Here is a 23,600-nt window from a genome sequence, read left to right as displayed (position 1 = left end):
GACAATTTATGCCCATATACGGTCTCCGTTTCAGAACGCTTGGACAAACAAGCTATTATACCGGCCCCTCCGGCTTCAAACGGGGGGATCATGTGCTTATTGAGGCAGAACAGGGCCAGACCCTCGCCGAAATAGTATCCGGCCCCGCAGAGCATTTGCCCGGACAGATGGAGCAGGAACTGCCCTCCATTCTGCGTCATGCCGGTTCAGAAGACATCCTCCGTGGTGAAGCCAACGAGCAGATGGCGCGTGAAGCGCAGCAGTTCTGCCGCCAGTGCATCCGCGACCGCAACCTTGATATGAAACTTGTGGATGTGGAGGTCTTTTTTGACCGCAGCAAGCTCATCTTTTACTTCACCGCGCCCTCCCGCATTGATTTTCGCGACCTGGTCAAAGACCTTGTGCGCGAATACCGGGCGCGCATCGAGCTGCGGCAGATAGGCGTGCGCCACGAAACGCAGATGGTGGGCGCTGTGGGCAACTGCGGCATGGTCTGCTGCTGCCGAAGGTATCTGCGCAAGTTTGCGCCCGTGACCATCCGTATGGCAAAAGAGCAGAATCTCTTTCTGAACCCTGCCAAAATTTCGGGTATTTGCGGCCGCCTGCTCTGCTGCCTTTCTTACGAGCAGGACAACTACGACCATTTTCACCGCATGTGCCCGCGGCTCGGCAAGAAATACCAGACGGACAAAGGCCCCATGAAGGTTCTGCGGGCCAATATGTTCCGCAATTCCCTTTCTGTGCTGACGGAAAACAATGAAGAAGTCGAACTGAGCCTGGACGATTGGCAGGCGCTTTCGCCCCACAGGCCGGAGGCCCCCCAGGGCGTACAGCCAAAGCAGCCGCCCAAAAGCCCCATGAACGACAACAGCCTGCTTGTGGTTTCCGCCACGCCGGATACTCTTGACTCTCTTGATTTTATGGATGAATTCCGTCAGGACGAGCGCGATACCCCCGCCGAGGAATCCGCCCCCGCCGAATCCGGCGAACGCGCTCCCGGTGTGGAGGCGCAGGCCGAACCGGGCAAGAATCGCCGCAAACGCCGCCGCAACAAGTCGCAGCGGCCCGACCACGACTAGCAATTAAGCTTACGGAGCCTTGAGTGAACAGCTTTTTCATCACAACGCCCATCTATTACGTCAATGCCAAGCCCCATCTGGGGCATGCCTATACCACTGTGGTTGCGGACGCCATGGCCCGCTACCACAAGCTGATTGGCGAGGACACCATGTTCCTCACCGGTACAGACGAGCACGGCGACAAGATTGTTCAGGCGGCGGAAAAACAAGGCCAGACTCCCAAGGAGTTTGTGGACGACATCAGCGGCCGCTTCCGCGCGCTGTGGCCCAAGCTTGACGTTGCCAACGACCGTTTTGTGCGCACCACCGATCCCGAGCACATCAGCGCCGTGCAGGCCTTTTTGCAAAAGGTCTATGACGCGGGCGACATCTATTTTGGCGAGTTTGGCGGGCATTACTGCTACGGCTGTGAGCGGTTCTATACCGAAAAAGAGCTGGAAAACGGCCTCTGCCCCCAGCACCTGACCAAGCCGGAGTTTATCAGCGAGAAGAACTACTTCTTCCGCATGTCCAAATACCTGCCCTGGCTCAAGGAGCACATCGAGGCCAATCCTTCGTTTATCCGGCCCGAGCGCTACCGCAGCGAAGTGCTGGCCATGCTCGAATCCGGCGCGCTGGAAGACCTGTGCATATCGCGCCCCAAATCGCGCCTGACCTGGGGCATTGAGCTGCCCTTTGACAAGGATTACGTCTGCTACGTGTGGTTTGACGCGCTGCTCAACTACATCAGCGCGCTGAACTGGCCCGATGGCGAAGATTTTAAAAAATTCTGGCCCGGCGAACATCTGGTTGCCAAGGATATTCTCAAGCCCCACGCCGTATTCTGGCCCACCATGCTCAAATCTGCGGGCCTGCCGCTGTATGAGCATCTGAATGTCCACGGCTACTGGCTTGTGCGCGACACCAAGATGTCAAAGTCGCTTGGCAATGTCGTGGAACCGAGCGATATGGCCCAGCGTTTCGGGCCGGACGCCTTCCGCTATTTCCTGCTGCGCGAAATGCACTTTGGTTCTGACGCCAGCTTTAGCGAAGACGCCCTTGTGGGCCGCATCAACGCCGACCTTGCCAATGACCTTGGCAACCTGTTCAGCCGCGTGCTTTCCATGACGGCCAAGTATTTCGGTAGCCGCGTTCCCATGCCCAAGGCGCTTCAGGAGGACGACAAGGCCATTGCCGACCTGTGCGCCAACTCCATGCGCAACTTTGTGCAGCTTTTTGGCAACGTGCAGTTTGCCCAGGGGCTTGAATCCCTGTGGGAACTCGTGCGCGCCCTGAACAAATATGTGGACACCCAGGCCCCCTGGACGCTCTACAAGCAGGGCAACATGGAGCGCCTCGCAACCGTCATGTACGTCATGCTGGCGGCCATGCGCAAAACCGCGCTCTGCCTCTGGCCCGTCATGCCCGTAGCCTCTGGCAAAATGCTGGCCCAGCTCGGGCAGCAGGTGCAGGACGGACAGCCCCCGGTTGCCAATGTGGAAGACGAAATTGCCCATTTTGAAGGCCTTGAACCCGGCATTCAGGTGGCGGAAGGCTCCAACCTGTTCCCGCGCATTGAAGTGAAAAAAGAAGGCGCGGACAGCAAGGAACCCAAGGCTCAAAAGAAGGACAAGCAGGCGGAAAAAGCGCAGGAAAAAGCCGCGCCCAAGCAGGCTGCAGCAGATCAGGGCGGGGCAGAAGCCCCCGCCGTCAAGCCCAATGTGGAATTTGACCAGTTCAAGGCTCTGGATCTGCGTGTAGGCACGGTGAAGGTGGCGGAAAAGCATCCCAATGCAGACCGCATTCTGCGGCTTGAAATTGACTTTGGCGAAGGAGAACTGCGCCAGATTCTTTCCGGCCTGGCAGAGCACTATGCGCCGGAAGATGTAGTAGGTAAACGCGTGTGCGCAGTGCTGAACCTTGCCCCGCGCAAGATACGCGGCCTGGTTTCGCACGGCATGGTGCTTACGGCCGGAACCGACAGCGCGCTCGGTTTGCTTGCTGTAGACCGCGACGTGCCTGACGGCAGCGAAATAGCATAATTCAGGCGTGGTGAGCGGCGTCGCACCCGTGGTTCAAATGGGCGCGACGTCTGCAACCAGCACCAGTTAACTGAATACCGAACGATGGACGGAATGCTCTAGTGGGCCTTGGCCTCTTCTTCACGGAACAGGCGCTCAAGGGCGGCGGCATCAAGCGGCGTAAGGTTGAAACGCATACCCGCTTCGTCCAGAAGGGCAGACAGGCTCTTGCCAGTATGCAGGGCACGCTGTTCCGCCAGATAGGCCGCAGCCTTACGAACAAGTTCACCTTGCGGCATAATGGTTGTCATGGAGATATCCTTTTTTATTCACCCATAGCCGTTGTGCCGCCTTTTGGCAATGCTCTGCCCGCAGGACGACACATCCCACACTAGGCGACAGGATTTCGCGCCAGAGGGTTTTTATGGATAATCTGTTTACTGCGGTAATTTTGAGCATTGTCGAGGGGCTGACGGAATTTCTGCCTGTTTCCTCATCCGGCCACCTCATTCTGGTGGGCGATCTGCTCAACTTCATGGGCGAAAAGGCCGCCACCTTTGAGGTGGTTATTCAGCTTGGCGCCATCATGGCCGTGGTGGTGCTGTACTGGAAGCGCTTCTTGGGCCTCGTGCGTCCCCAGCCCTATGTGCGTTTTGCGGGCATGCGCGGCATCATGCTGCTTATCCTTACATCGCTGCCCGCCAGCGTGCTCGGGCTTTTGCTGCACTCGACCATCAAGACCTATCTGTTCCGTCCCTTGACCGTGCTCATTGCGCTGGTTGTGGGCGCTGTGATGATGATAGTGGTTGAAAAACGCAAGTTCAAACCCTCATATATTACGCTGGACGACATGACGCCCAAGCTGGCCCTTGGCATTGGCTGCTTTCAGTGCCTTGCCCTGTGGCCCGGTTTTTCACGCTCGGCTTCAACAATTATGGGCGGCATGCTGCTTGGCGGCAAGCGCTCGCTGGCGGCGGAGTATTCGTTCATTGCCGCAGTGCCCATCATGGTTGCAGCAACCGGCTACGACATGCTGAAAAGCTGGCATTTGTTCAGTGCTGCGGATATTCCCTTTTTTGCCGTGGGCATGATCGGCTCGTTCCTCTCGGCATTGCTGGCAGTCAAGGTGTTCATCGCCCTCATGGGCCGCGTTACCCTGGTGCCTTTTGCCGTGTACCGCCTGCTGATCGCCCCATTTATTTATTATTTCATGGTGAATTAAAAAAATGCTTGCCAAGGGGCGGCAATTTTTATAAATAGATCGTCGCGCTAACGAGGCGCTGACACGGCAAGGTAGCTCAGTTGGTCAGAGCATGCGGTTCATACCCGCAGTGTCGGGGGTTCAAATCCCTCCCTTGCTACCAGAATTTCATACCCGGAAGTCTTACGAGACTTCCGGTTTTTTTTGTTTTGCGGCAGACTATGCAGATTCATTGGACAGGGCAGACAAACCCAGTAATCCCTGCCCAAGCACGCTTCTGTCATACTATTTTTCACAGCTGCAACAAGATGCTTTCAAAATTGCTATGATGCTGTTACGCTAAAAGTCCTGCTCAGCTTACAGGAAGATCATCCAGATGCCGTTTCCGGGCTCTACACCAAAGACGGGGGCAAGCCCCTTCAGCGGGCATTTTTCCGACAGGTTTCTGAACAATTCTCTAGCCATTTCAGCAGCACAGAACGCGGCTCTACACCAAAGACGGGGGCAAGCCCCTTCAGCGGGCATTTTTCCGACAGGTTTCTGAACAATTCTCTAGCCATTTCAGCAGCACAGAACGCGCACTCTCAACCGATAATTTTCGAAATTACGGAAGCCATACGCACGCCGCTGGATCAACTTCATTTTACGGTGAAAACCTTCTGTGATGCCGTTATTTCGGGTAAACCGGAACATTCGGGCCACTTCTTCCCGCCAATTATGCAACGTCTTACCCAGGGTGCGCAATGGCGCGAAGGGCGTTTTTCGAAGGTGATCAATTTTATCTAATAATTCAGCTATATACCTGCGACAGCAATCGACACTTTGCGCCCGTACACGCAATAAGTCCGCTGTTTCATGTAAAAATTCATACAGTGATTCAATGTCCGGCCTGTCAGCAAAGTATGCTCGTAATCGCTCTTTCTGTGAGTTTGTTAACCGATCACGGCGAGTCAGCAAAAGACGCATCATACCGCCTCGCCCATAAGCAAGTTGTTTTTCATCAATTGCCTTGCACAGCTCTGAAAAGTGCTGATTCACCAGCCTGATAACATGAAATCTGTCCGCAACAATGTGCGCATTGGGAAACCACTCCCTCACAAGTCGCCGATACGCAGAGTTCATATCAATACAGACCATTTTAACTTTGTGGCGGCCTTGCAACGATTGCAAAAAATCGCGCATATCGGCGGCGCTGCGCCCTTTAACCACATCAAAGACCCTGCGGCGGGCCAAGTCGCAAAATGTGGTTGCAAAGCCCTGCCTGCGCGTAAATCTATGCTCATCAATGCCCAGAATGCGCGGGCATGTGCGGTTTGCCCAGTGGCTGCTCTTGTGCTGCATCATCTGGTGGTAATAGCGCTCCACGCTGGCTACGCCTATGCGGTGCTCGTCGGCGATGTCCTTGCAGGAAACACCTTTGTTGTAGGCCTGAAAAATGTTGCGCTTGAGCAGCTCTGTTGTTCTGCTCCACACTTTTATGCCTGCAAGTCTGGTATTAAAATATCTACCGCATTCTTCGCATCGGTATTTGTGGCAGCGAATCACTAGGCGTGACGCCCTTCCATGAATGGAAATATTACGGATCGTCCGCCAGAATGAGTCCTTGATGCGTAGTTTCTCGCATGCGCAGTGTGGGCACGTATTCTTGCCCGTCCACCTTGCCTCAAAAACCGGGGGCATACGACTCACCACTTTTTCGATTGCAAAATCCCGCAAGCCAATTAAAAATTGTTCCACAGGGCCTTCTCTTCTTTTCTTTGGTCGGAAAACAAAGGTTGCCCTGGTGGGCATGCCAGCTTTGCTTGGTATGCCCATTTTTTCTTGGAGCCGCTATGCCCCCGTCTTTGAGGTAGAGCCCGTTTCCGCTCCTGTGGAACATACACTCGGCACCAATCAAAACAAAGAGAGCACCATGAAGACCATTATAAGAAAAACACCAAAGACCATGTATCAGCCTGTTGGAAAATATTCACATACAACCATTATACCTGCTGGCATGGACACCTATGTGTTTTCAGGGCAAATCGGCATCAGGGGCGATGGCGCTTTTCCTGCGGATTTTAACGATGAAGTGCAGCAACTTTTTAAAAATATTAAAACATTGCTTGATACTGAGGGACTGTCTGGAACAGATATTACCAAGGTTAATATTTGGTCTGTGAAAGAAATCGACTGGGACTATTTCGACAGTGAGTGGGATAAGCTTTTTGATAGCAAACATCCATCGATGACGATTGCGTATGTATCGGCATTGGGTCTGCCGGAAATCAGCATAGAAATTGATATCTGGGCTGCAAAGCAACCCCAGGGATAATTCCGGGCGCCCTTCATGGACAGGAGGGCGCCCAGGCACCGATTGGATAACTGGCACAATGACATGGGGCAGGGTAATTGATAACCCCCATCATCCATGGTAATTCATTGATAGTTATTTATTGGCGACCCTGGGGGCATTATGAAAGAAAAAACTGTCTACCGATGCAAGCGCTGTGGTGATGTGTTTTACTGCCCAACGGGCCTCGTGGATGAATTTATCTTTAAACTTCGGCTATTTTTCAGACTACTGTCCTGCCCACGGTGCGGTAGTACGCTTATACATGAAGAAGCATACGTAGCCGAAAAAAAGAAACAGGACAACGCTGCAACAGACAAATAGTCTGATCCTGCCATGCAGCTGATCAGGCCCGTACAACCAATATAGACGGCGTTTATGCCTTGGTGTGCGCAACAGCGCATGGGGCATAAACGCCTTGCCTTTTACTCCGGTGCCGCCATGCAGTTTATACATTTGCCCCACAACGCCAAACCCGAACAATACGCAACGTGGCATAGCGCAGCGCTGCACAGTGCTCAAGCCGACCCGTTCAGTTGCACGCCAGCATGGCAACTTGCCTTTCATGACGCCTTTGGCCCCAAACGGCGTTTACTTTTTGCAGAAGCCGACGGCAGCGTTATTGCCCTTGCGGAAGGCCTTGTTTCGGAAGAAGAGATCTTTATCACGCCTCTTGAACCTTCGTGGTTTTTCGGCTGCCCGCTTCTGGGCAGCAACGCCCCGCAGCTTTTTGCCGAAGCCATGCGCTTTTTTTCCAGAACTTATGCACCCAGATTTCCTAAAGTTCTTGTGGGCGGGCTTGGCCCTGGCCTGGATTATGTGCAGAACATGCTCAACAAAACAGGCATGCCCCTCCAGGCGCACCTCGTAAAAGCGGGCATTCAGGGTTCGGCTTCGCTTGCTGGCGGGCTTGACGGCTATCTTTCGCGCCGCTCGGCCAATCTGCGCCGCAATCTGAAACGTTCGGCCAAGAAGGCGCATGAGCTGGGCATCTCTTATGAACGCGTGCTGCCTTCAACGGAAGATGAAGCAAAGGCGGTGTTTACCCGCATGATCGCCGTCGAGCGCACAAGCTGGAAGGGGATTGGCCACTGCGGCATGGCGGAGCCGGGCATATGCGATTTTTACGCATTCCTGCTCCAGCGGCTCGCGCCGGAAAAGGGTGCGCGCGTCATTTTTGCCCGCTGTGAAAATGCGGACGTGGGCTTTATTTTTGGCGGATTGGCCGGGGATATCTATCGGGGGCAGCAGTTCAGCTATGCGCAGGATTGCCATGAGCTCTCACTGGGCAACCTTATGCAGATTGAAAAAATCCGCTGGCTTTGCGAGGAAGGTGTGCAACGCTACGACATGGGGCCTCTTGATGGCCCCAAGATGCAATATAAGACGCACTGGACAGAAACGGCCTTTCCCATCAGGACATGGCTGATAGAAAAGGCCTGAACATCGTCAAAAGCAGGGGCCGCAGGTGAGACGGATGTGCGCAGCCCCCCTGCACCCCCGCAGAGCCTCACAGGCTGGGGTTCCAGAAAAGCATGCCCACCCGCGAGCTGCCAGTTTCGTGCACCATGCCGTTTTTGCTCATGGCGCACAGTTTGTCTGCCAGGGCGACCTCTTGCGCTTCTGTGAGCTGTCCTCTGCTGTTAAAATGCCGCGTGTACATCACAATGGCTTCTTCCAGTGGGCATTCAGAATCCCACGAGCGCTCAAGGTATTCCACTTCGGGATAATAACCCTGCAACCACAGGATGTTGAAGGCGCTGTACAGCCCCCGTCGGGTATAGTCATCGTGATTTTCAGCGCCAACAACTGGCGCAAGCTCCCTGCGCACAGAATTATCGCCCGTCACCTGTGTGATGAGGCAGCAGTAGCCCCGCGAGGCCTCTGTCATTTTTTCAAGGGTAGCACGGTCATACACGGCAGGCGTGCGCGAGGCAAAGACAAGCTGAAACCGTTTTTGCCAACCAAGCTGCTTCAGATCCGCAGTATCCCAGTCAAGCACGTGAAACCGGGCGTTCTCCATCCCCACACGCTGTGCATTTTCATTTGCGTATTCGATCATGCCGGGCGCGATATCAAAGCCCTCAACGCTGCCTGCCAGCCCCGCAAAAATCAGGGCATGCCTGCCCGGCCCACAGCCGATGTCCAGCACTGCATCAGCCTTGCCAACCTTGGCGCGTGCTGCAACCTTGGCAACCAGATCTCGACGGTACGCGCTGGAGTCTGCTTCGGCAGAATGGGTGTTGAACGACTGGGCGCGGCGGCTCCAGAACTCCGCCAGATCTGACCGATCCGGCTGCCTGTCTGCCCAGTATGCTTCAAATTCTTTTATGTCCATGTTCAAAACCTTTGTTTGCGCGCAATACTGCGCCGTATTCCAGCGATGTTCTATAACGGTACAAGGAGACGACGTGGGAATAAAGAAAAATCAGCCCGCTGTTTCTGCGGGCTGACAAACATTCAATAGTGGGTTTTGAAAAATCGGTGGAGCAGGGGGATCTGCCCCTGTCCGGTCAATGTTCAGCCGGGCAGAGGCAGACTGTGAAGGTTAAGCTGTAGGGACGGGCTGGCCTACCACTTTTTTGCGGTCAAGCTCTGCATGCAGCTTTTCCACATCCAGGTTGCCTGTAACCCTTGAAACAAAGATGGTTGCAACACCATTGCCCACAAGGTTGGTGAGCGCGCGGGCTTCAGACATGAAACGGTCGATGCCGAAGATAACGGCAATGCTCTCTGGCGGGATGTTGCCAACAGAGCTCAGCGTACCGGCCAGCACAATAAAGCCGCCGCCGGTAACAGCCGCCGCGCCCTTGGAAGAAATCAGCAGAATACCCAAGAGCACAAGCTGATCACCCAGCGGCATGGGCGTATTGGTGGCCTGGGCAAGGAATATGGCCGCCATTGTCAGGTAAATGGCTGTTCCATCAAGGTTAAACGAATATCCAGCGGGGATTACAAGGTCTACCACGCTTTTGTTGCAGCCAGCTTTTTCCATCTTGCGCAACATGTTTGGCAGTACGGATTCGGAAGAAGATGTGCCAAGCACGATAAACAGTTCTTCGCGAATATACCGCACAAACTTGAAGATGCTGAACCCGCAGCTAAAGGAGATGGTCCCCAGAATGAACACGACAAAAAGAATGCTTGTAACATAGAAGCACACAATGAGCTCGCCAAGCACAAGCACAGAGCCGATACCCTCCTTGCCAATGGTAAAAGCCATTGCGCCGAACGCGCCGATGGGGGCCACGTGCATGATAATGCCGATAACCTTGAACAACACTTCAGAAAGGCTCTTGATGAGGTCAAAGCACAGCTTGCCCTTTTCGCCGCTGTAGTTCAGCGCAAAGGCAAACAGCATGGCCACCAGCAGCACCTGAAGGATTTCGCCGCTGGTAAAGGCAGAAACAAAGGTATTGGGGATGATGTTGAGGAAGAAGTTAATGATGTTGTTGTCTTTTGCCTTGCCAGCATACTGGGCGGCAATGTTTTTGTCCGCAGCATTGAAGGTGCTTACGTCAACGTTCATGCCAGCGCCGGGTTGGGCCAGGTTGACCACCACAAGGCCGATGGCAAGGGCCGTAAGCGTGATGACGGTAAAATAGACAAGTGCTATGCCGCCAGTTTTGCCCACCGCCTTGATATCTTTCATGCCGGCTATGCCGGTAACAACGGTTGAAAAAATCAAGGGAGCGATGATCATTTTAATAAGGTTGATGAAGCCCTTGCCCAAGGGCTGCATCTTGACGGCCAGTTCAGGATAAAAGTGACCCAAAAGAATGCCAATAAATATGGCAATGAGAACCTGCACATACAAAATTTTCAAGTATTTCATGGCGGGAATCCTGGCTTATGGCCTGATGTAAGTCTGGTTTCTCAGCTCCTGATACAGCAATAATACGTTATCCACCCAGTTTTTATTCAAGATCACTAGGGCGGCAACATTTTGTCATATAGATATAAAATTGAATTATTCATTTTTGAAACAGAAAAAAAATCATTTTTATTTTTTTCAACAACTAAATAAGAAATACTAAAAACATATATCAAAGGAATGCTCAGTGTATTCAATATTGCCATACACAATCTCGTTTCATTTGCGAAACTGTTTGATCATTCCAACAACACTTTGATGAGCCATGCATAGGTAAAAGATGTCTATCATTAACACTACACACAATAAAAATGCAATCAAAAGATTTTTTTAACTAGTTGCATAACAAAAGTTATTGTTTGATCAAACAATACAGTTTTAATTATTAGTACAAATAAATAAGTATCATTTCCCCAAATTATTATTTCTCGGCCTGTCCTGAATTTTTGTTTTTGCTTGCCGCTTGAGTGGGCAGCATGCTTAAAAAATATCCACCTGTATAAATTTGATTCAGTACCCACCAAAAGGCCCGGAAAAATCAGGACTAAAAAGACAATTGTTTTCCTTGTGCGGATGGCGTAATATGGCGGACTTGAGCAATAAGCCCAGCTTGTAAGGAGCAGGAAAACTATGACCGAGGATAAGTTCGCAACCTCCATGTCGGAGGAAGGCGCTGAGGATTTTGCCGCCATGCTGGCGGCCCACGAAACCGCTTCAAACCGCCTGCAGCCCGGCCAGAAAGTGACCGGGACTGTAATTGCCATCACTGGCGACAGCGTTTTTGTGGACGTGGGCATAAAGGTTGACGGCATCATTGACCGCAAAGACATTCTTGATGCCGAGGGCAATGAAAGCGTTAAGCCCGGCGACAGCCTCGAAGCGTGGGTTACTGGTGTTTCCTCGCAAGAGATTCGCCTTTCCCGCTCCATGAGCGGCAGCGGTGTTGCCGCGCTTGAAGAAGCCCGCGATGCGGCGGTGCCGGTTGACGGCCGTATAACCGCAGTGTGCAAGGGCGGCTACACGGTTGACGTGCTTGGCAAGCAGGCCTTCTGCCCCGGCAGCCAGCTTGGCGTTGCCACGTCTGAAGACGCCGCCGAGGTTGTGGGCCGAAGCATGCCGTTTCTGGTTATCCGCGTTGAAAATCGCGGCAGAAATGTTGTGGTTTCGCACCGCGCCATTGTTGAGCGTGAACGCGCCGAACAGCTCGACACCCTGCTTGAAAGCCTCAAGCCCGGCGACATGGTTGAAGGCAAGATCACGCGTTTCGCCGCTTTTGGCGCATTCATGGAGCTTGCTCCTTCTGTTGAAGGCATGATCCACCTTTCCGAACTTTCCTGGTCGCGCGTGGGCGCTCCTGACGAAGCCGTGTCGCTTGGCGACACCGTGCGCGCCAAGGTTATCTCCATCAGCAAGGACAGCAAGGGCCACGTGCGCATTTCGCTTTCGCGCAAGCAGGCCGAGGGCGATCCCTGGCAGGATGTGACCACCAGGCTTGAGCCCGGCACGGTCGTTTCCGGCAAGGTTGTGCGCCTCGCGCCCTTTGGCGCGTTTGTGGAGCTTCTGCCCGGCATTGAAGGCCTTGTGCATATTTCTGAACTGTCGTGGACAAAGCGCGTGGCCAAGGCCGAAGACGTGCTTGCGGCGGGCGAAGTCGTTTCGGTTAAAATCAAGGAAATCAACCTTGAAAGCCACCGTATTTCCCTGAGCCTGCGCGATGCGGAAGGCGACCCCTGGAAGGAAGCCGCCCAGCAGTTTGCCGTTGGTTCAACGGTAAGCGGCACGGTTGAGAGCCGCACCCCCTATGGCCTCTTTATTACGCTGGCCCCCGGCATCACCGGTTTGCTGCCTGCTGGCGTCATCAAAAACTCCAAGCAGGGCAAACAGTACAGCAAATTGGACAAGGGCGACGCCGTTACCCTTACTGTACAAAATTTGGACACCAGCGCCAGACGCATCAGCCTTGCCCCTGAGGGTGAACAAACTGCCGCACCCGCCGAAGACAAGGCATGGAAGCAGCATGCATCCGCCGCAAGCTCCAACAGCGGGTCTGGAATGAACATCATGGCACAGGCTTTGCAGAAGGCTCTGAAAAATAAGTAACCAGGAGCTATTCCATGATGATAAAAAAATGTCTTGCAGCCATGCTTGCCGTGACCTTTCTTGCGGCATCGCAGCTTGCCCAGGCAGCCAATCTGCCCGACTTCAGCGAACTGGCGGCCAAAAGCGGCCCGGCAGTCGTAAACATCGGTACGGAACGGAAGGCCAGCGGTAACAGCCAGGACGATCTCATGGGGGAAATGTTCCGCAATATGCCGCCAGGATTTGACAAATTCTTTGACCAGTTCGGCGGCAAGCGCGGTGGCAAGCGCCCCCAGATGAAACAGAAGTCTCTGGGATCCGGCTTTATTGTCTCCGCTGACGGCTATATTGTTACCAACAATCATGTGGTCGCCGATGCGGATGTTATCCGTGTGACCCTTGATCAGAGCAATGGCAAAAGCGAAGCCATCACGGCCAAGCTGGTTGGCGCAGATGAAGAAACCGACCTCGCCCTGCTGAAAATTGAAACCAAAAAAACCTTGCCCTACCTTGCGTTCGGCAATTCGGATGAACTGCGGATCGGTGAGTGGCTGCTGGCCATCGGCAACCCCTTTGGGCTCGACCACTCGGTGACGGCGGGTATTCTTTCGGCCAAAAACCGCAACATACACGCTGGCCCCTTTGACAACTTCCTGCAGACGGATGCCTCCATCAACCCCGGCAACAGCGGCGGCCCGCTGCTGAACATGGCCGGGCAGGTGATTGGCATCAACACGGCCATTATTGCGAGCGGGCAGGGCATTGGCTTTGCCATTCCAAGCAACATGGCCGCCAAGATCATCGACCAGATCAAGTCCGGCAAAAAGATCAGCCGTGGCTGGATTGGCGTTGGTATTCAGGATGTTGAAGAAAATACCGCCAAGGCGCTGGGCCTCAAGGACGCCAAGGGCGCGCTTGTGGGCAGCGTTATGGAAGGCGAACCTGCTGCCAAGGCTGGCATGAAAGACGGCGACATCATTGTTTCCGTTGACGGCAAGGCCATTGAAGACGCTGCGGCCCTGCTGCGCGTGATTGCCGACAAAACCCCCGGCAGCAAGGCTGCAATAACGGTGTGGCGCGATGGCAAAACCATTGACCTTTCCGTAACGCTTGGTGAGCGCAAAACCTCGCAGGCTGGCGACCAGAACGGCAAGGATCAGAAGCAGAAGGACGAAGGGTTGCTCGGCATTTCCGTCCGTTCGCTGACGGATGAAGAACGCCGCGACCTCAAGATTGAGAAAAACGAAGGGCTGGTCATCATTGACGTCAATCCTGACAAGCCCGCTGCCGAAGCCGATCTGCGCCCCGGCGACGTGATTCTCAAGGCCAACCTCAAACCCGTTCGCAGCGCTGCGGATCTGTCGAAAATCGTCAACGATGAAGGCGTTGCCCGCGGGGCCGTCATGTTGCAGATTTCACGGCGAGGCGATGTGTACTTCCGAACTGTAAGCCTGAGCAAGTAGCAGGCACAACTACACGGGCTGCCTCTTAACCGGGGCAGCCCTTTTTTATCCATGAGCTTACGCATACTCAACATTGGCGGGCCGTATCTGGCCTCTGCCCTCAAACGCCTTGGGCACCACGTCATCACGGCGCATCCGGCAGTTGACGCCGACATTCCCTCACCGCACCCGTACTCTGTGCGGCAACTCCTGAACCGCCTTGATGCGCTCGGTTTTGCGCCTGACGCACTCTTCTATTGCGATGACGGCAACATGCCAGAACTGCTTGATCCGGAAAATGCCCCCTGGCCTTCGGTGCGTTATTCCATTGATACCTACTGCAACCCCTGGCACATCCCGTATTCCAACGGCTTTGACGCAACCCTTGTGGCGCAGAAAGACTATGTGGAAGTATTTTCGCACGAGGCCATACCGGCGCGCTGGTTTCCGCTGTTCTATCCCCAGATTCTTGAGCCAGTGGGGGATTTTACATTGCGCGATATCCCGGTAGCCTTTGTGGGAACCCTCGGGCACAAAAACAACCCGGATCGCGCGCCATTTCTCAAGGCCTTCCGCGCCAGACAGCCACTGGTGGCAATTTCTGGCGATTACAAGCCCATCTTTACGCGCAGCCGCATTGTTCTTAACCAGACTGCGGCTTCAGAAGTGAATTTCCGCTGTTTTGAGGCCATTGCCTGCGGCGCGGCCCTGTTGATGGAAACCTGCGGCAACGGCCTGAACGAGCTCTTTGCCCCCGGCGAGGAAATTCTGCCCACGTACCAACGCAACGATGCGCAGGCAGCTGCGGCCATTGCCGCAGAATCGCTCGCAAACCCCGAAAAACTCGCGGAAATCGCCCAAGCTGGGGGCAGGGCAGTGGCCCGACGTCATACAGACACCGCGCGCGCGGTCAGCCTGACGCAGATACTGGCAGAGATGTGCGCCACTCAGGCACACCGGGAGCGGCTTGAACAGTCGCTTGAAAAACGCACAGCTCTTGTGCGCGGAGCTTATGGTATGCTTTCCAGCGAGCTTTTTGACCCGCAGCTGGAAGAACACCGCGATTTTTTTGAAAAAATGTGCCTTCGTCAGCCATAGCACCATAAATACCAAATAATATATCAAGAGATGCATCCTGCATTGCAGGCATGCGCGATAGGGCATATAGTTGGCAGAGCACCACTTTTTGGAGGAATATCAATGCCAGTTGTGCATAGCGATGCCGGGCATCTGCCTGGGCTGGAAAAGCTGGAGAACATCCCCGCTCTCATGAGCGCGTATTACACCGAATTTCCCAATCCGGCGCTTGCAGCCCAGCGTGTTGCCTTTGGCACCTCGGGGCATCGCGGCACATCCGTGCTGTGCAGCTTTAACGAGGAGCACATCTACGCCATCACTCAGGCGGTGTGCGACTACCGCGCCGCCAAGGGTATTGACGGGCCGCTGTTTCTTGGCGGCGATACCCATGCGCTGTCTGAAGCCGCTTTTCGCTCCGCGCTGGAAGTGCTGGTAGCCAACAACGTAAATGTGCGCATTTCTGCTGGCGGAGCCTACACCGCCACTCCGGCGATCTCCCATGCCGTGCTCAAATGGAATGCGGGCCGCGTTAACGGTCTGGCCGATGGCATTGTCATCACGCCTTCGCACAATCCCCCGCGCGACGGCGGCTTCAAGTACAATCCCCCCCACGGCGGCCCGGCAGAAGCCGAGGTCACCAGCCAGATTGAAAAATGCGCCAATGTCTACCTCGAAAATGGCAACAAGGGCGTAAAGCTCACCCACCTGCGGGCGGCACGCGCCTCTTCGCTGGTGGAGGAATACGATTTCATCGGCAGTTATGTGCAGGATCTGGCAGGGGTGCTGGACATGAAGGCCATTGCCTCGTCTGGCCTGCGTATCGGCGTTGACCCCCTTGGCGGCGCAAGCCTGCCCATGTGGGAACCCATTGCTGAAGCCTACGGCATTGACCTTGAAGTGGTGAACAGGGCAGTGGATCCGACTTTTCGCTTTGTTCCTTGCGACAAGGACGGCAAAATCCGCATGGATTGCTCCTCGCCCTATGCCATGAGCCGCCTGCTGGATCTGCGCGATCATTTTGACTTGAGCTTCGCCTGCGACCCGGATTCCGACCGCCACGGCATTGTGACGCGCAACGAACTGATGAACCCCAATCATTACCTGAGCGTCGCCGCATGGTATCTGTTCCGCACCCGCAGGGAATGGCCCGCGCAGCGCGGCATAGGCAAAACCCTTGTGACAAGCGCCATGCTCGACAGGGTAGGGAAGGACCTTGGCCGCCCGGTTGTTGAGGTGCCTGTGGGCTTTAAATGGTTTGTGCCCTATTTGCTCAATGGCCGTTGCGGCTTTGGCTGCGAGGAAAGCGCGGGCGCTTCCTTCCTGTGTTTTGACGGCACGCCTTGGAGCACAGACAAGGACGGCCCACTCATGTGCTTGCTGGCGGCTGAAATGATGGCGGTGGAGCAATCATCACCCGACCAGCTCTACACCAGACTGACCGAGCGGCTTGGCGCGCCCGCCTATCAGCGGCTGGATGCCCCGGCGGACGACAACGTGCGCGCAAAGCTTGCGGCGCTGACGCCCGAAAGCGTAAAACTCAAAACTCTGGCTGGCTCGCCTGTTACCAATGTGCTTACCCGCGCGCCCGGCAATGATGCCCCCATCGGCGGGGTGAAGGTTGTCAGCGATGACGGCTGGTTTGCCGTACGCCCCTCCGGCACGGAAGCCATCTGCAAAGTATATACGGAAAGCTTCAAGGGAGAAGACCATCTGCAAGCCGTGCAAAAGGATGCCATCGATTTTCTCGAGCATTTGTTGAAAGGCGATGCCTGATGAAGTAAAGGTAAGCTTTCATTGCTAAGCGCGCGTAGCGCGCGGCAATTTTTTACGGTTCAATATAAAGGTATGATTGCTGTTCAGTCAGCAAAGCGCAGCCTCAGTGCCGGGTATTCGGTCATTGAGGCTGCGCTTTTTATCAGCAATTCTGATTAAATATCCTTTTTCCAACGGGCTTGCACTGGCTGCCGACAGGCAGATTGCCTGCAAGGCCTACCGCGAGGCGGGCAAGCCAGCGTTTTCACGCAGGTTGGCAACCTCGGCATCCGTAAGAGGCCGGGCTTTGCCGCTGGCCAGATCCCCAAGGCGCAATGAGCCTTGGGCGACGCGGCACAGGCGCAGGATGGTCAGCCCCAGATCGCGGCACATACGGCGAATCTGGCGGTTCAGGCCCTGGCGCAGCACCATTTGCAACTGTGTATTGCCGCCAACTTGCTGGGCAATCACGTCCACAGGCATAATATCTTCGCCTTCGTCAAGGTGCATGCCGCGCCGCATGGCCTTGAGCGCCCCTTCAGACGCAGTGCCGCGCACAAGCACCTCATAGGTCTTGGGCTGGTGATGGCGTGGATGGGTGAGGCGCTGGGCCAGCTGACCATCGTTGGTCAGCAGCAGCAATCCCTCAGAAAAATAGTCAAGCCTGCCAACAGGATACAATCTGAGCGTCTTGTGTTCAGGCGCAAGGCAATCCAGCACTGTGGGCCTGCCTTCGGGGTCGCTCACTGTGCAGACCACATGCACGGGCTTGTTGAGCATGAGGTAGGTATAGGACTGCGGGGCCGACAACACGCGGCCATCGACAGCAATGCTCTCAAAGGGCAATACCTGACGCCCGGGGTTGGGCTCCGGCATGCCGTCAACACTGACGCGTCCGGCAAGAATAAGCTCGTCTGCCTTACGGCGCGAGCAAAGACCCGTTGCGGCAATGGCCTTGTTAAGGCGTATGCCTTCATCGGCGTTGGCGTCAGCAGAAGGCTGAGGCTTTGAGGGCATGCCAGGTCGTGCAGAATGATTGGCGTCAGAGTTGACTGCCTGGGGCGGGGCGGGTTTGCGTTGCGAAAAACCGTCTCGGGCATCACGAGCGTTCGGCTGAGTACCTGGCCGGGAATCTGCCCGCGAATCAGAACGGCCATTCGGCCCATTGGCAGACCAGCTATCAGAACGGGGAGCATGATTCTTGCGCGCGCCCGCAGGTTGTTCCTTTTTATGGGAGCTGGTGGACGAACTGTTTTTGCTGCTGTTTCTGGCGGATGATCCGGGATTGCCGGAATGTTTGGGCGGCACGGTGATTTCTCCTTGGGAAGATGCGCTCATGGTGCGTGAAGTGGAGCATGCCGTCAAGGGCAAGCAAGAAGCGCATACAGCACAGAACCGACCTTACGGCTGGTTCCAATATTCAAAAGTTTACATAATTATCATTATGGGACATTTATAAATACTGTATGCTGGGTGGGCCGGGGTTCAAAACCAGCACGAAAGTCTGCTTAGAATGCCATTGGCGGCACCACCGCCAAACCATCCACACGCAGAGGTCTGAACAATGCAAAATGAACAAGCCGCCATGAATTTTCCCGCCGTTCCCTGAATTTTGAGGATTCGAATTTACTCAAACCTGTGAGTTCAGTTTTTACCCATAGCCATTTCATCCTTTCCTTATATAAGAAGCCCCTGATTGCCACTCATGAATCCCGTCCAGATCGACCACCCCAATATGGCCGAACAACGCATCCTACAGATTCATTGCTGCGCCAGCATTGGCTTTTTGAACGGCGCAAAACCAGTGGCAGCCTTGCACTTGCTCCCGAAGCGGCTCTGACGTACAACACTGCCAACACAGGTTTTCAGCAAGGAGTTTCCATGGGCTTTGCCAACAGCTCTTGCAGCTTTACACGGTTCCGCATTCTTGATCCTGTTCCGGCCACGCTCTGGCCGCAGATACTGGACAAACTGAAACAGTTCGCCATGCGCGACATTGACGATATTCCTGAAATGCAGGGCCAGGGATGGACCTGTTTTGAGGACATGCTCGATACCGACTGGGTCACGGCCCCGCCCCAGAAAGGCGCGTACCTCGTGTTTTCTCTGCGGCTGGATATGCGGCGCATACCCGCTGGCGTGGTCAAAAAGCACGTTGCTCTTGCCCTCAAGGAAGAAAAAAAGCGCATGGGCGAACAGGGCAAGAACTACATTGCCCGCGAGCGCAAAAAAGAACTCAAGGAGCAGGTGCTGCTGCGCCTGCGCTCCCGTTTTTTGCCTGTTCCCGGCGAATTCAACGTGCTCTGGGCTACAGACAAGAACGAAGTCTGGTTTGCGTCCACCCAGAACAAGATGATCGATCTCTTCCTGGAAGAGTTTCTCAAAACATTTGAGCTGCATCTGGAGCAACTGACGCCCTACAATCTGGCGGTCTCCATGCTGGACGAAGAAAGCCTGATCCGCCTGGACAAGCTGGAACCCACGCAGTTCGCTCCCCTTTCCTGATGACGGCACGGAGACCCCATGAACATGCCTTATCTTGGCGAATCCACTGACAGCATTCTCGGCAAGGAATTTCTGACCTGGCTCTGGTACCAGAGCGACACCGCCCCCGGCGCGTTCACTGACAAAGACGGCGCGCCCTTTGCCGTTTCCATGGAACAGCGCATTGTGGTAGAAGGCGGCGAAGGCGATGCCCGCGAAACAGCCTCTGTTTCCGGCTCGCTCTCCCCTCTCCGCGAAGCCCGTTTTGGCCTCGGCAACGGCAAACAGGTCAGCCGCGCCCTGCTGCGCCTTGAAAAAGAAGAGCTTGCCTTTCAGGTCAGCCTAAAAGCTGAGGATTTCTGCCTCAACAGCCTCAAGACCCCCAAGCTCGACAAGGGCGACAGTGATGACGACCCGGACGCCCTGCTGCTGGAAAAGTTCTATCTTATGGAAGTGTGCACCGGTCTGCTGGATGCCCTGTACGCCCGCTTTCTGAAGCTGCGCCTCTCATCTGGCTGGCAGAAGGAAGTGGACGACATGCGCCAGTGGATGACCCGCACGGAGTAAGCTTTTTTCATGAGCACCCTGCCCGCATCTGCCGCAAAAGGCCGTTTTTCCGGCCCGCTACTGCACGTTTTACGCAAAACGTTGTGGATGCTGCTTGTGCTGTGGGGCATCACCATCATCAGCTTCTGGGTCATCCATCTGGCCCCAGGCTCTCCCACAGATATGGAAACCACGCTCAATCCGCTGGCTGGCGCTGCGGCGCGTCAGCGGCTTGAGGTGCTTTATGGGCTTGATCGCCCCCTGTATGTGCAGTACTGGGACTGGCTGACCCGCATCGTGCATCTGGATTTCGGCAATTCCATGTCTGCCGATTCCCGCCCGGTGCTGAGCAAAATTCTTGAGCGCCTGCCCCTCACCGTGGGCATGAACGTTATTTCACTGGTGCTCACCCTGCTCATTGCCATCCCGGTGGGCATTGTTTCCGCCTGCCGGCAGAATTCGCTGCTGGACAAGTCCGTTACCGTGCTGGTTTTTCTGGGTTTTGCCATGCCGTCCTTCTGGCTGGCCCTGCTGCTCATGATGTTTTTTGGCATTGAGCTGCAATGGCTGCCCATTTCCGGCCTTACATCCATGAATTACGAGCAGTTGAGCGCCTGGGGCAAGTTTTGCGATCTGGCGCGGCACTTGGCCCTGCCCACACTGGTGTATACCGTGGGCGGGCTGGCTGGCATGTCGCGCTACATGCGCGCCTGCATGCTTGAAGTGCTGCGGCAGGATTACATTCTTACAGCGCGGGCCAAGGGGCTTGGCGCTGGCGCGGTTATCTGGCGGCATGCCCTGCGCAACGCGCTGCTGCCCGTCATTACCCTGCTGGGCCTTTCGGTGCCGGGGCTTATCGGCGGCAGCGTCATTATTGAGTCCATCTTTGCCCTGCCGGGGCTGGGCCAGCTGTTTTACGGCGCAGTTATGGCGCGCGATTACACCATGATCATGGGCAATCTGGTTCTTGGGGCTGTACTCACGCTCGTGGGCAACCTGCTGGCGGATTTCTGCTACGGAATCGCGGATCCGCGCATCCGCAACGCAAAGGACAACGCCTGATGCTGCCCCGCGCCCTCAAAAAGCTGCTTGGCCGCAACCTCATGCTCGCGCTCGGGCTTGTTATTGTGCTTGCCATGTCGCTGGCCGCGCTCCTTGCCCCATGGATTGCGCCCTTTGACCCCAACGCCCTGCATCTGGACAATATTCTGGAGCCGCCCTCCTCCCGCTTTCTGCTCGGCACAGACCGCCTTGGACGCGATGTTTTTTCGCGCCTGCTTTACGGCGGCAGGGTTTCTCTTTGGGTAGGCTTTGTGGCTGTGGGCATATCGGTCAGCATCGGGACTGTTCTTGGCCTTGTGAGCGGCTATTTTCGCCGCTGGGTGGACGAGTGCATCATGCGCGTGGTTGATATCATGCTCTGCTTTCCGTCATTCTTTCTTATCCTGGCGGTGATTGCCTTTCTTGAACCCAATCTTACCAATATCATGGTGGTTATTGGGCTTACCTCGTGGATGGGCGTTACCCGCCTTGTGCGCGCAGAGGCGCTTACCCTGCGCGAGCGTGAATTTGTCGACGCCGCACGGCTGGCTGGCACATCCACAGCGGGCATACTGTTTCGGCACATACTGCCCAATGCCCTTGCGCCCGTGCTGATAACAGCTACACTGGGCGTTGCCGGGGCCATACTGGTAGAATCAAGTCTCAGCTTCCTGGGGCTTGGCGTGCAGCCCCCCGCAGCCAGCTGGGGCAACATGCTCATGGACGGCAAAGCCGTGATTGAAACCGCACCCTGGCTGTCGGTATATCCCGGCTTGGCCATCCTGGTAACGGTATTGGGCTATAACCTTCTGGGTGAAAGCCTGCGGGATATCTTTGATCCGCGCCTTCGCCAATAGTTTGAAATGTAAGGGCATCCAAGATAGTTAAAGTTTTACATTAAGTAAATAAACCGCCATAAAGATACGTTAAAGCCATGCTTGAATACCTGCGCATTCGCAATCTGGCCCTCATTGAGGACATGGAACTGGAATTTTCGCCCGGCATGAACGTGCTGACGGGTGAAACCGGGGCGGGGAAGAGCTTTATCCTTAAAGCGCTGGGCTTTCTGCTTGGCGACAAACTTTCGGCGGATATGGTTCGCGCGGGTGCTGAGCGCGCACAGGTAGAGGCCCTGTTTAGCACAAAAGATGCGGACATGGTTCTGCGGCGCGAAATTGTGGCGGAGACAGGCCGCAGCCGCCTGTACATCAACGATGAGCTGCGCTCGCAAGACAGTCTGCGCGACCTGCGCAACCGCCTTGTGGCCCACACCAGCCAACACGCCCAGCAAAAACTGCTTCAATCCTCATTTCAGGCCAGACTGCTGGAAAGCGGCCTAAGCTGCCCCGAGCTTCTGCACCAGCGGGACGCCCTGCTTGCGCGCCTTCAGGCCAATGCGGCCCAGCGCTCTGCCCTGCTTGAGCGTCAGGCCGGGTTGGGCGAACGGCGCGAGCTGCTTGAAATGCAGCAGCAGGAGATCGACAAGGTTTCTCCCGAAGAAGGCGAAGAAGAAAAGCTGGAAGAAATTCGCGCGCTGGCCCGTTCCATGGAGCACCAGCAGGAGAATTACGAGCAGGCGCTCATTTTGCTGCAAGGCGATGATCAAGAAGGCGTGATCGACCAGCTGGGCCAGTTGGAAAAGCTCTTGCAGCGCATGTGCCGGGAGGACGAATCCCTCCAGGCCGATGCCGACGCCGTGGCCGCCCTGCGCCAGCAGTTGGCCCACCTTGGCGGCAGGCTTCGCCGTCCCCCCGCCCTGCCGGGGCTGGACGAAATGCCCGACATGGATCATCTGGAAGAGCGCCTGTTTGCCCTTGCGCAACTCAAGCGCAAGCTGCACAGAACCCTCCCAGAGATTCTGGCCCTGCGCGAAGAAATTTCTGAGAACCTTTCCTTCCTTGATGTATGCGCGCTGGACATCACCCGGCTGGACAAGGAAGCGGCAGCTCTTGCCGCAGAGCTTGCCGCCGTGACCGCCAGCATCATCCCGGCGCGCCGCGAAGCGGCAGCCGCCATTGCGACCAAACTTGAAAATGAACTGCGCCAGTTGGGCTTTTCAGATCAGGTACGGGTATTGCCCGATTTTGCCGTGCAGGAAATCTGGCCCGGCGTTACAGACGAGCGAGGGCGCATCCTTTGGGCCCCCAACCCCGGCCAGCCCCCGCAACCGCTGGATAAAATCGCCTCGGGCGGCGAGCTTTCGCGCTTTTTGCTGGCGCTGGCCAGCGTGCAGCAGGACGATGAAGGCGCTACATTTATATTTGACGAAGTCGATGCCGGCGTTGGCGGCATGACCCTGAACAAGCTGGCCGAAAAGCTCTACGCACTGGCCGAAACGCGCCAGATGCTGCTCATCACCCACTGGCCGCAACTGGCGGCCCGCGCCCGCAGGCATTTTCAGATTGTTAAGATGGTGCGCGATGGGGAAACCTTTACCCTCTGCTCCCCCCTTAACAAGGAAGACCGCCACGCCGAGCTTGCGCGCATGGCAGGCGGCGGCGAACAGGGCGAGGCGCTGGCCCGCAGCCTGGAAAAATAGCACTCTGCAAAATTTGCCGTGTGGTTTAGACCATGCGGCATTTTTCTTTCATACTTGCCGCGACATTATCGTGCTTCGGCCAGTATCTACGTATCTTTCTGACAATTTTTTGACTTTTTCTAAACTTTTTGCCCTTTTTCAGGCCTGCAATGAG

20 protein-coding genes and 1 tRNA gene are annotated in these 23,600 nt (G+C 55.4%); 16 read left to right on the top strand and 5 right to left on the bottom strand.

All coding sequences use genetic code 11. From position 1 onward, the window contains the following. Nucleotides 1-8: 8 nt before the first annotated feature. Complete coding sequence (locus tag ACUZ9P_RS11770; RefSeq protein WP_449249844.1) at nt 9-1,079, top strand: PSP1 domain-containing protein; 1,071 nt, start codon at nt 9-11, stop codon at nt 1,077-1,079. Nucleotides 1,080-1,102: 23 nt separating this feature from the next. Continuing rightward, nucleotides 1,103-3,100, top strand: a complete 1,998-nt coding sequence (gene metG / locus ACUZ9P_RS11765; RefSeq protein WP_449249843.1) for a methionine--tRNA ligase — start codon at nt 1,103-1,105, stop codon at nt 3,098-3,100. 98 nt (nt 3,101-3,198) lie between these two features. On the opposite strand, the gene ACUZ9P_RS11760 is transcribed toward metG, so the two are convergent. Then, on the bottom strand, nt 3,199-3,390 hold the full coding sequence (locus ACUZ9P_RS11760) for a hypothetical protein (protein WP_192111773.1): 192 nt from the start codon (nt 3,388-3,390) through the stop codon (nt 3,199-3,201). A 113-nt stretch (nt 3,391-3,503) separates the two neighbouring features. On the opposite strand from ACUZ9P_RS11760, the gene ACUZ9P_RS11755 reads away from it, so the two are divergent. Beyond that, a complete protein-coding gene (locus tag ACUZ9P_RS11755; protein ID WP_449249842.1) occupies nt 3,504-4,301 on the top strand; it encodes an undecaprenyl-diphosphate phosphatase in 798 nt (265 codons plus the stop codon). Between the two features lie 65 nt (nt 4,302-4,366). Further along, nucleotides 4,367-4,443, top strand: a tRNA-Met gene (locus ACUZ9P_RS11750). A 398-nt stretch (nt 4,444-4,841) separates the two neighbouring features. Here the strand turns inward: ACUZ9P_RS11750 and ACUZ9P_RS11745 are convergent. After that, nucleotides 4,842-6,017: an ISL3 family transposase gene (locus tag ACUZ9P_RS11745; RefSeq protein WP_449248892.1), complete on the bottom strand. Its 1,176-nt coding sequence runs from the start codon at nt 6,015-6,017 to the stop codon at nt 4,842-4,844. A gap of 52 nt (nt 6,018-6,069) precedes the next feature. On the opposite strand from ACUZ9P_RS11745, the gene ACUZ9P_RS11740 reads away from it, so the two are divergent. Both ACUZ9P_RS11740 and ACUZ9P_RS11735 read left to right on the top strand, forming a co-directional pair. Continuing rightward, nucleotides 6,070-6,594 (top strand): RidA family protein, encoded by a 525-nt coding sequence (locus ACUZ9P_RS11740; RefSeq protein WP_449250256.1) that lies wholly within the window; start codon nt 6,070-6,072, stop codon nt 6,592-6,594. A gap of 459 nt (nt 6,595-7,053) precedes the next feature. Continuing rightward, nucleotides 7,054-8,055 carry a GNAT family N-acetyltransferase gene (locus tag ACUZ9P_RS11735; protein WP_449249841.1) on the top strand — a complete coding sequence of 334 codons (1,002 nt, stop codon included), beginning with the start codon at nt 7,054-7,056 and terminating at the stop codon, nt 8,053-8,055. A gap of 67 nt (nt 8,056-8,122) precedes the next feature. On the opposite strand, the gene ACUZ9P_RS11730 is transcribed toward ACUZ9P_RS11735, so the two are convergent. Together ACUZ9P_RS11730 and ACUZ9P_RS11725 are read right to left on the bottom strand one after the other, a co-directional pair. Continuing rightward, a complete protein-coding gene (locus ACUZ9P_RS11730; RefSeq protein WP_449249840.1) occupies nt 8,123-8,950 on the bottom strand; it encodes a class I SAM-dependent methyltransferase in 828 nt (275 codons plus the stop codon). Between the two features lie 210 nt (nt 8,951-9,160). Continuing rightward, entirely contained in the window at nt 9,161-10,447 is a 1,287-nt protein-coding gene (locus ACUZ9P_RS11725; protein WP_449249839.1) for a dicarboxylate/amino acid:cation symporter, read from the bottom strand. A gap of 669 nt (nt 10,448-11,116) precedes the next feature. Here ACUZ9P_RS11725 and ACUZ9P_RS11720 point away from each other — a divergent pair. From ACUZ9P_RS11720 to pgm, 4 genes are all read left to right on the top strand, one after another. Continuing rightward, nucleotides 11,117-12,586, top strand: a complete 1,470-nt coding sequence (locus tag ACUZ9P_RS11720) for a 30S ribosomal protein S1 (RefSeq protein WP_298997527.1) — start codon at nt 11,117-11,119, stop codon at nt 12,584-12,586. A 14-nt stretch (nt 12,587-12,600) separates the two neighbouring features. Further along, entirely contained in the window at nt 12,601-14,028 is a 1,428-nt protein-coding gene (locus ACUZ9P_RS11715) for a DegQ family serine endoprotease (protein ID WP_449249838.1), read from the top strand. Between the two features lie 51 nt (nt 14,029-14,079). Further along, nucleotides 14,080-15,105, top strand: a complete 1,026-nt coding sequence (locus tag ACUZ9P_RS11710; protein ID WP_449249837.1) for a glycosyltransferase family protein — start codon at nt 14,080-14,082, stop codon at nt 15,103-15,105. Between the two features lie 102 nt (nt 15,106-15,207). Continuing rightward, a complete protein-coding gene (gene pgm / locus ACUZ9P_RS11705; RefSeq protein ID WP_449249836.1) occupies nt 15,208-16,857 on the top strand; it encodes a phosphoglucomutase (alpha-D-glucose-1,6-bisphosphate-dependent) in 1,650 nt (549 codons plus the stop codon). A gap of 216 nt (nt 16,858-17,073) precedes the next feature. Here pgm and ACUZ9P_RS11700 read toward each other — a convergent pair whose 3' ends face one another. Then, on the bottom strand, nt 17,074-17,853 hold the full coding sequence (locus ACUZ9P_RS11700; protein WP_449249835.1) for a pseudouridine synthase: 780 nt from the start codon (nt 17,851-17,853) through the stop codon (nt 17,074-17,076). A 223-nt stretch (nt 17,854-18,076) separates the two neighbouring features. Between ACUZ9P_RS11700 and ACUZ9P_RS11695 the strand changes: the two genes are divergently transcribed. From ACUZ9P_RS11695 to ACUZ9P_RS11670, 6 genes are all read left to right on the top strand, one after another. After that, nucleotides 18,077-18,295 carry a hypothetical protein gene (locus ACUZ9P_RS11695; protein ID WP_449249834.1) on the top strand — a complete coding sequence of 73 codons (219 nt, stop codon included), beginning with the start codon at nt 18,077-18,079 and terminating at the stop codon, nt 18,293-18,295. Between the two features lie 422 nt (nt 18,296-18,717). Beyond that, nucleotides 18,718-19,341, top strand: coding sequence for a recombination-associated protein RdgC (gene rdgC / locus ACUZ9P_RS11690; RefSeq protein WP_449249833.1), 624 nt, complete (start codon nt 18,718-18,720; stop codon nt 19,339-19,341). Between the two features lie 18 nt (nt 19,342-19,359). Continuing rightward, entirely contained in the window at nt 19,360-19,887 is a 528-nt protein-coding gene (locus ACUZ9P_RS11685; RefSeq protein WP_209817391.1) for a hypothetical protein, read from the top strand. Between the two features lie 9 nt (nt 19,888-19,896). After that, nucleotides 19,897-20,928 (top strand): ABC transporter permease, encoded by a 1,032-nt coding sequence (locus ACUZ9P_RS11680; protein ID WP_449249832.1) that lies wholly within the window; start codon nt 19,897-19,899, stop codon nt 20,926-20,928. Beyond that, nucleotides 20,928-21,764 (top strand): ABC transporter permease, encoded by an 837-nt coding sequence (locus tag ACUZ9P_RS11675; protein ID WP_449249831.1) that lies wholly within the window; start codon nt 20,928-20,930, stop codon nt 21,762-21,764. Before ACUZ9P_RS11680 ends, ACUZ9P_RS11675 begins: the two co-directional genes overlap by 1 nt. Nucleotides 21,765-21,841: 77 nt before the next feature. Continuing rightward, entirely contained in the window at nt 21,842-23,446 is a 1,605-nt protein-coding gene (locus tag ACUZ9P_RS11670; RefSeq protein WP_449249830.1) for an AAA family ATPase, read from the top strand. The last annotated feature ends 154 nt before the right edge of the window (nt 23,447-23,600 follow it).

Source organism: Desulfovibrio intestinivivus (genome assembly GCF_053570665.1).
Note: the sequence above shows the minus strand (reverse complement) of the source record. Positions and strands in the feature narration are given on the sequence as shown.

Excerpts from the sequence above, each read along its gene's own strand:
- ACUZ9P_RS11770 (WP_449249844.1), top strand. The coding sequence starts at position 9 with ATGCCCATATACGGTCTCCGTTTCAGAACGCTTGGACAAACAAGCTAT.
- ACUZ9P_RS11760 (WP_192111773.1), bottom strand. The coding sequence starts at position 3,390 with ATGACAACCATTATGCCGCAAGGTGAACTTGTTCGTAAGGCTGCGGCC.
- ACUZ9P_RS11755 (WP_449249842.1), top strand. The coding sequence starts at position 3,504 with ATGGATAATCTGTTTACTGCGGTAATTTTGAGCATTGTCGAGGGGCTG.
- ACUZ9P_RS11740 (WP_449250256.1), top strand. The coding sequence starts at position 6,070 with ATGCCAGCTTTGCTTGGTATGCCCATTTTTTCTTGGAGCCGCTATGCC.
- ACUZ9P_RS11735 (WP_449249841.1), top strand. The coding sequence starts at position 7,054 with ATGCAGTTTATACATTTGCCCCACAACGCCAAACCCGAACAATACGCA.
- ACUZ9P_RS11730 (WP_449249840.1), bottom strand. The coding sequence starts at position 8,950 with ATGGACATAAAAGAATTTGAAGCATACTGGGCAGACAGGCAGCCGGAT.
- ACUZ9P_RS11725 (WP_449249839.1), bottom strand. The coding sequence starts at position 10,447 with ATGAAATACTTGAAAATTTTGTATGTGCAGGTTCTCATTGCCATATTT.
- ACUZ9P_RS11720 (WP_298997527.1), top strand. The coding sequence starts at position 11,117 with ATGACCGAGGATAAGTTCGCAACCTCCATGTCGGAGGAAGGCGCTGAG.
- ACUZ9P_RS11715 (WP_449249838.1), top strand. The coding sequence starts at position 12,601 with ATGATGATAAAAAAATGTCTTGCAGCCATGCTTGCCGTGACCTTTCTT.
- ACUZ9P_RS11710 (WP_449249837.1), top strand. The coding sequence starts at position 14,080 with ATGAGCTTACGCATACTCAACATTGGCGGGCCGTATCTGGCCTCTGCC.
- pgm (WP_449249836.1), top strand. The coding sequence starts at position 15,208 with ATGCCAGTTGTGCATAGCGATGCCGGGCATCTGCCTGGGCTGGAAAAG.
- ACUZ9P_RS11700 (WP_449249835.1), bottom strand. The coding sequence starts at position 17,853 with ATGCCCTCAAAGCCTCAGCCTTCTGCTGACGCCAACGCCGATGAAGGC.
- rdgC (WP_449249833.1), top strand. The coding sequence starts at position 18,718 with ATGGGCTTTGCCAACAGCTCTTGCAGCTTTACACGGTTCCGCATTCTT.
- ACUZ9P_RS11685 (WP_209817391.1), top strand. The coding sequence starts at position 19,360 with ATGAACATGCCTTATCTTGGCGAATCCACTGACAGCATTCTCGGCAAG.
- ACUZ9P_RS11680 (WP_449249832.1), top strand. The coding sequence starts at position 19,897 with ATGAGCACCCTGCCCGCATCTGCCGCAAAAGGCCGTTTTTCCGGCCCG.
- ACUZ9P_RS11675 (WP_449249831.1), top strand. The coding sequence starts at position 20,928 with ATGCTGCCCCGCGCCCTCAAAAAGCTGCTTGGCCGCAACCTCATGCTC.
- ACUZ9P_RS11670 (WP_449249830.1), top strand. The coding sequence starts at position 21,842 with ATGCTTGAATACCTGCGCATTCGCAATCTGGCCCTCATTGAGGACATG.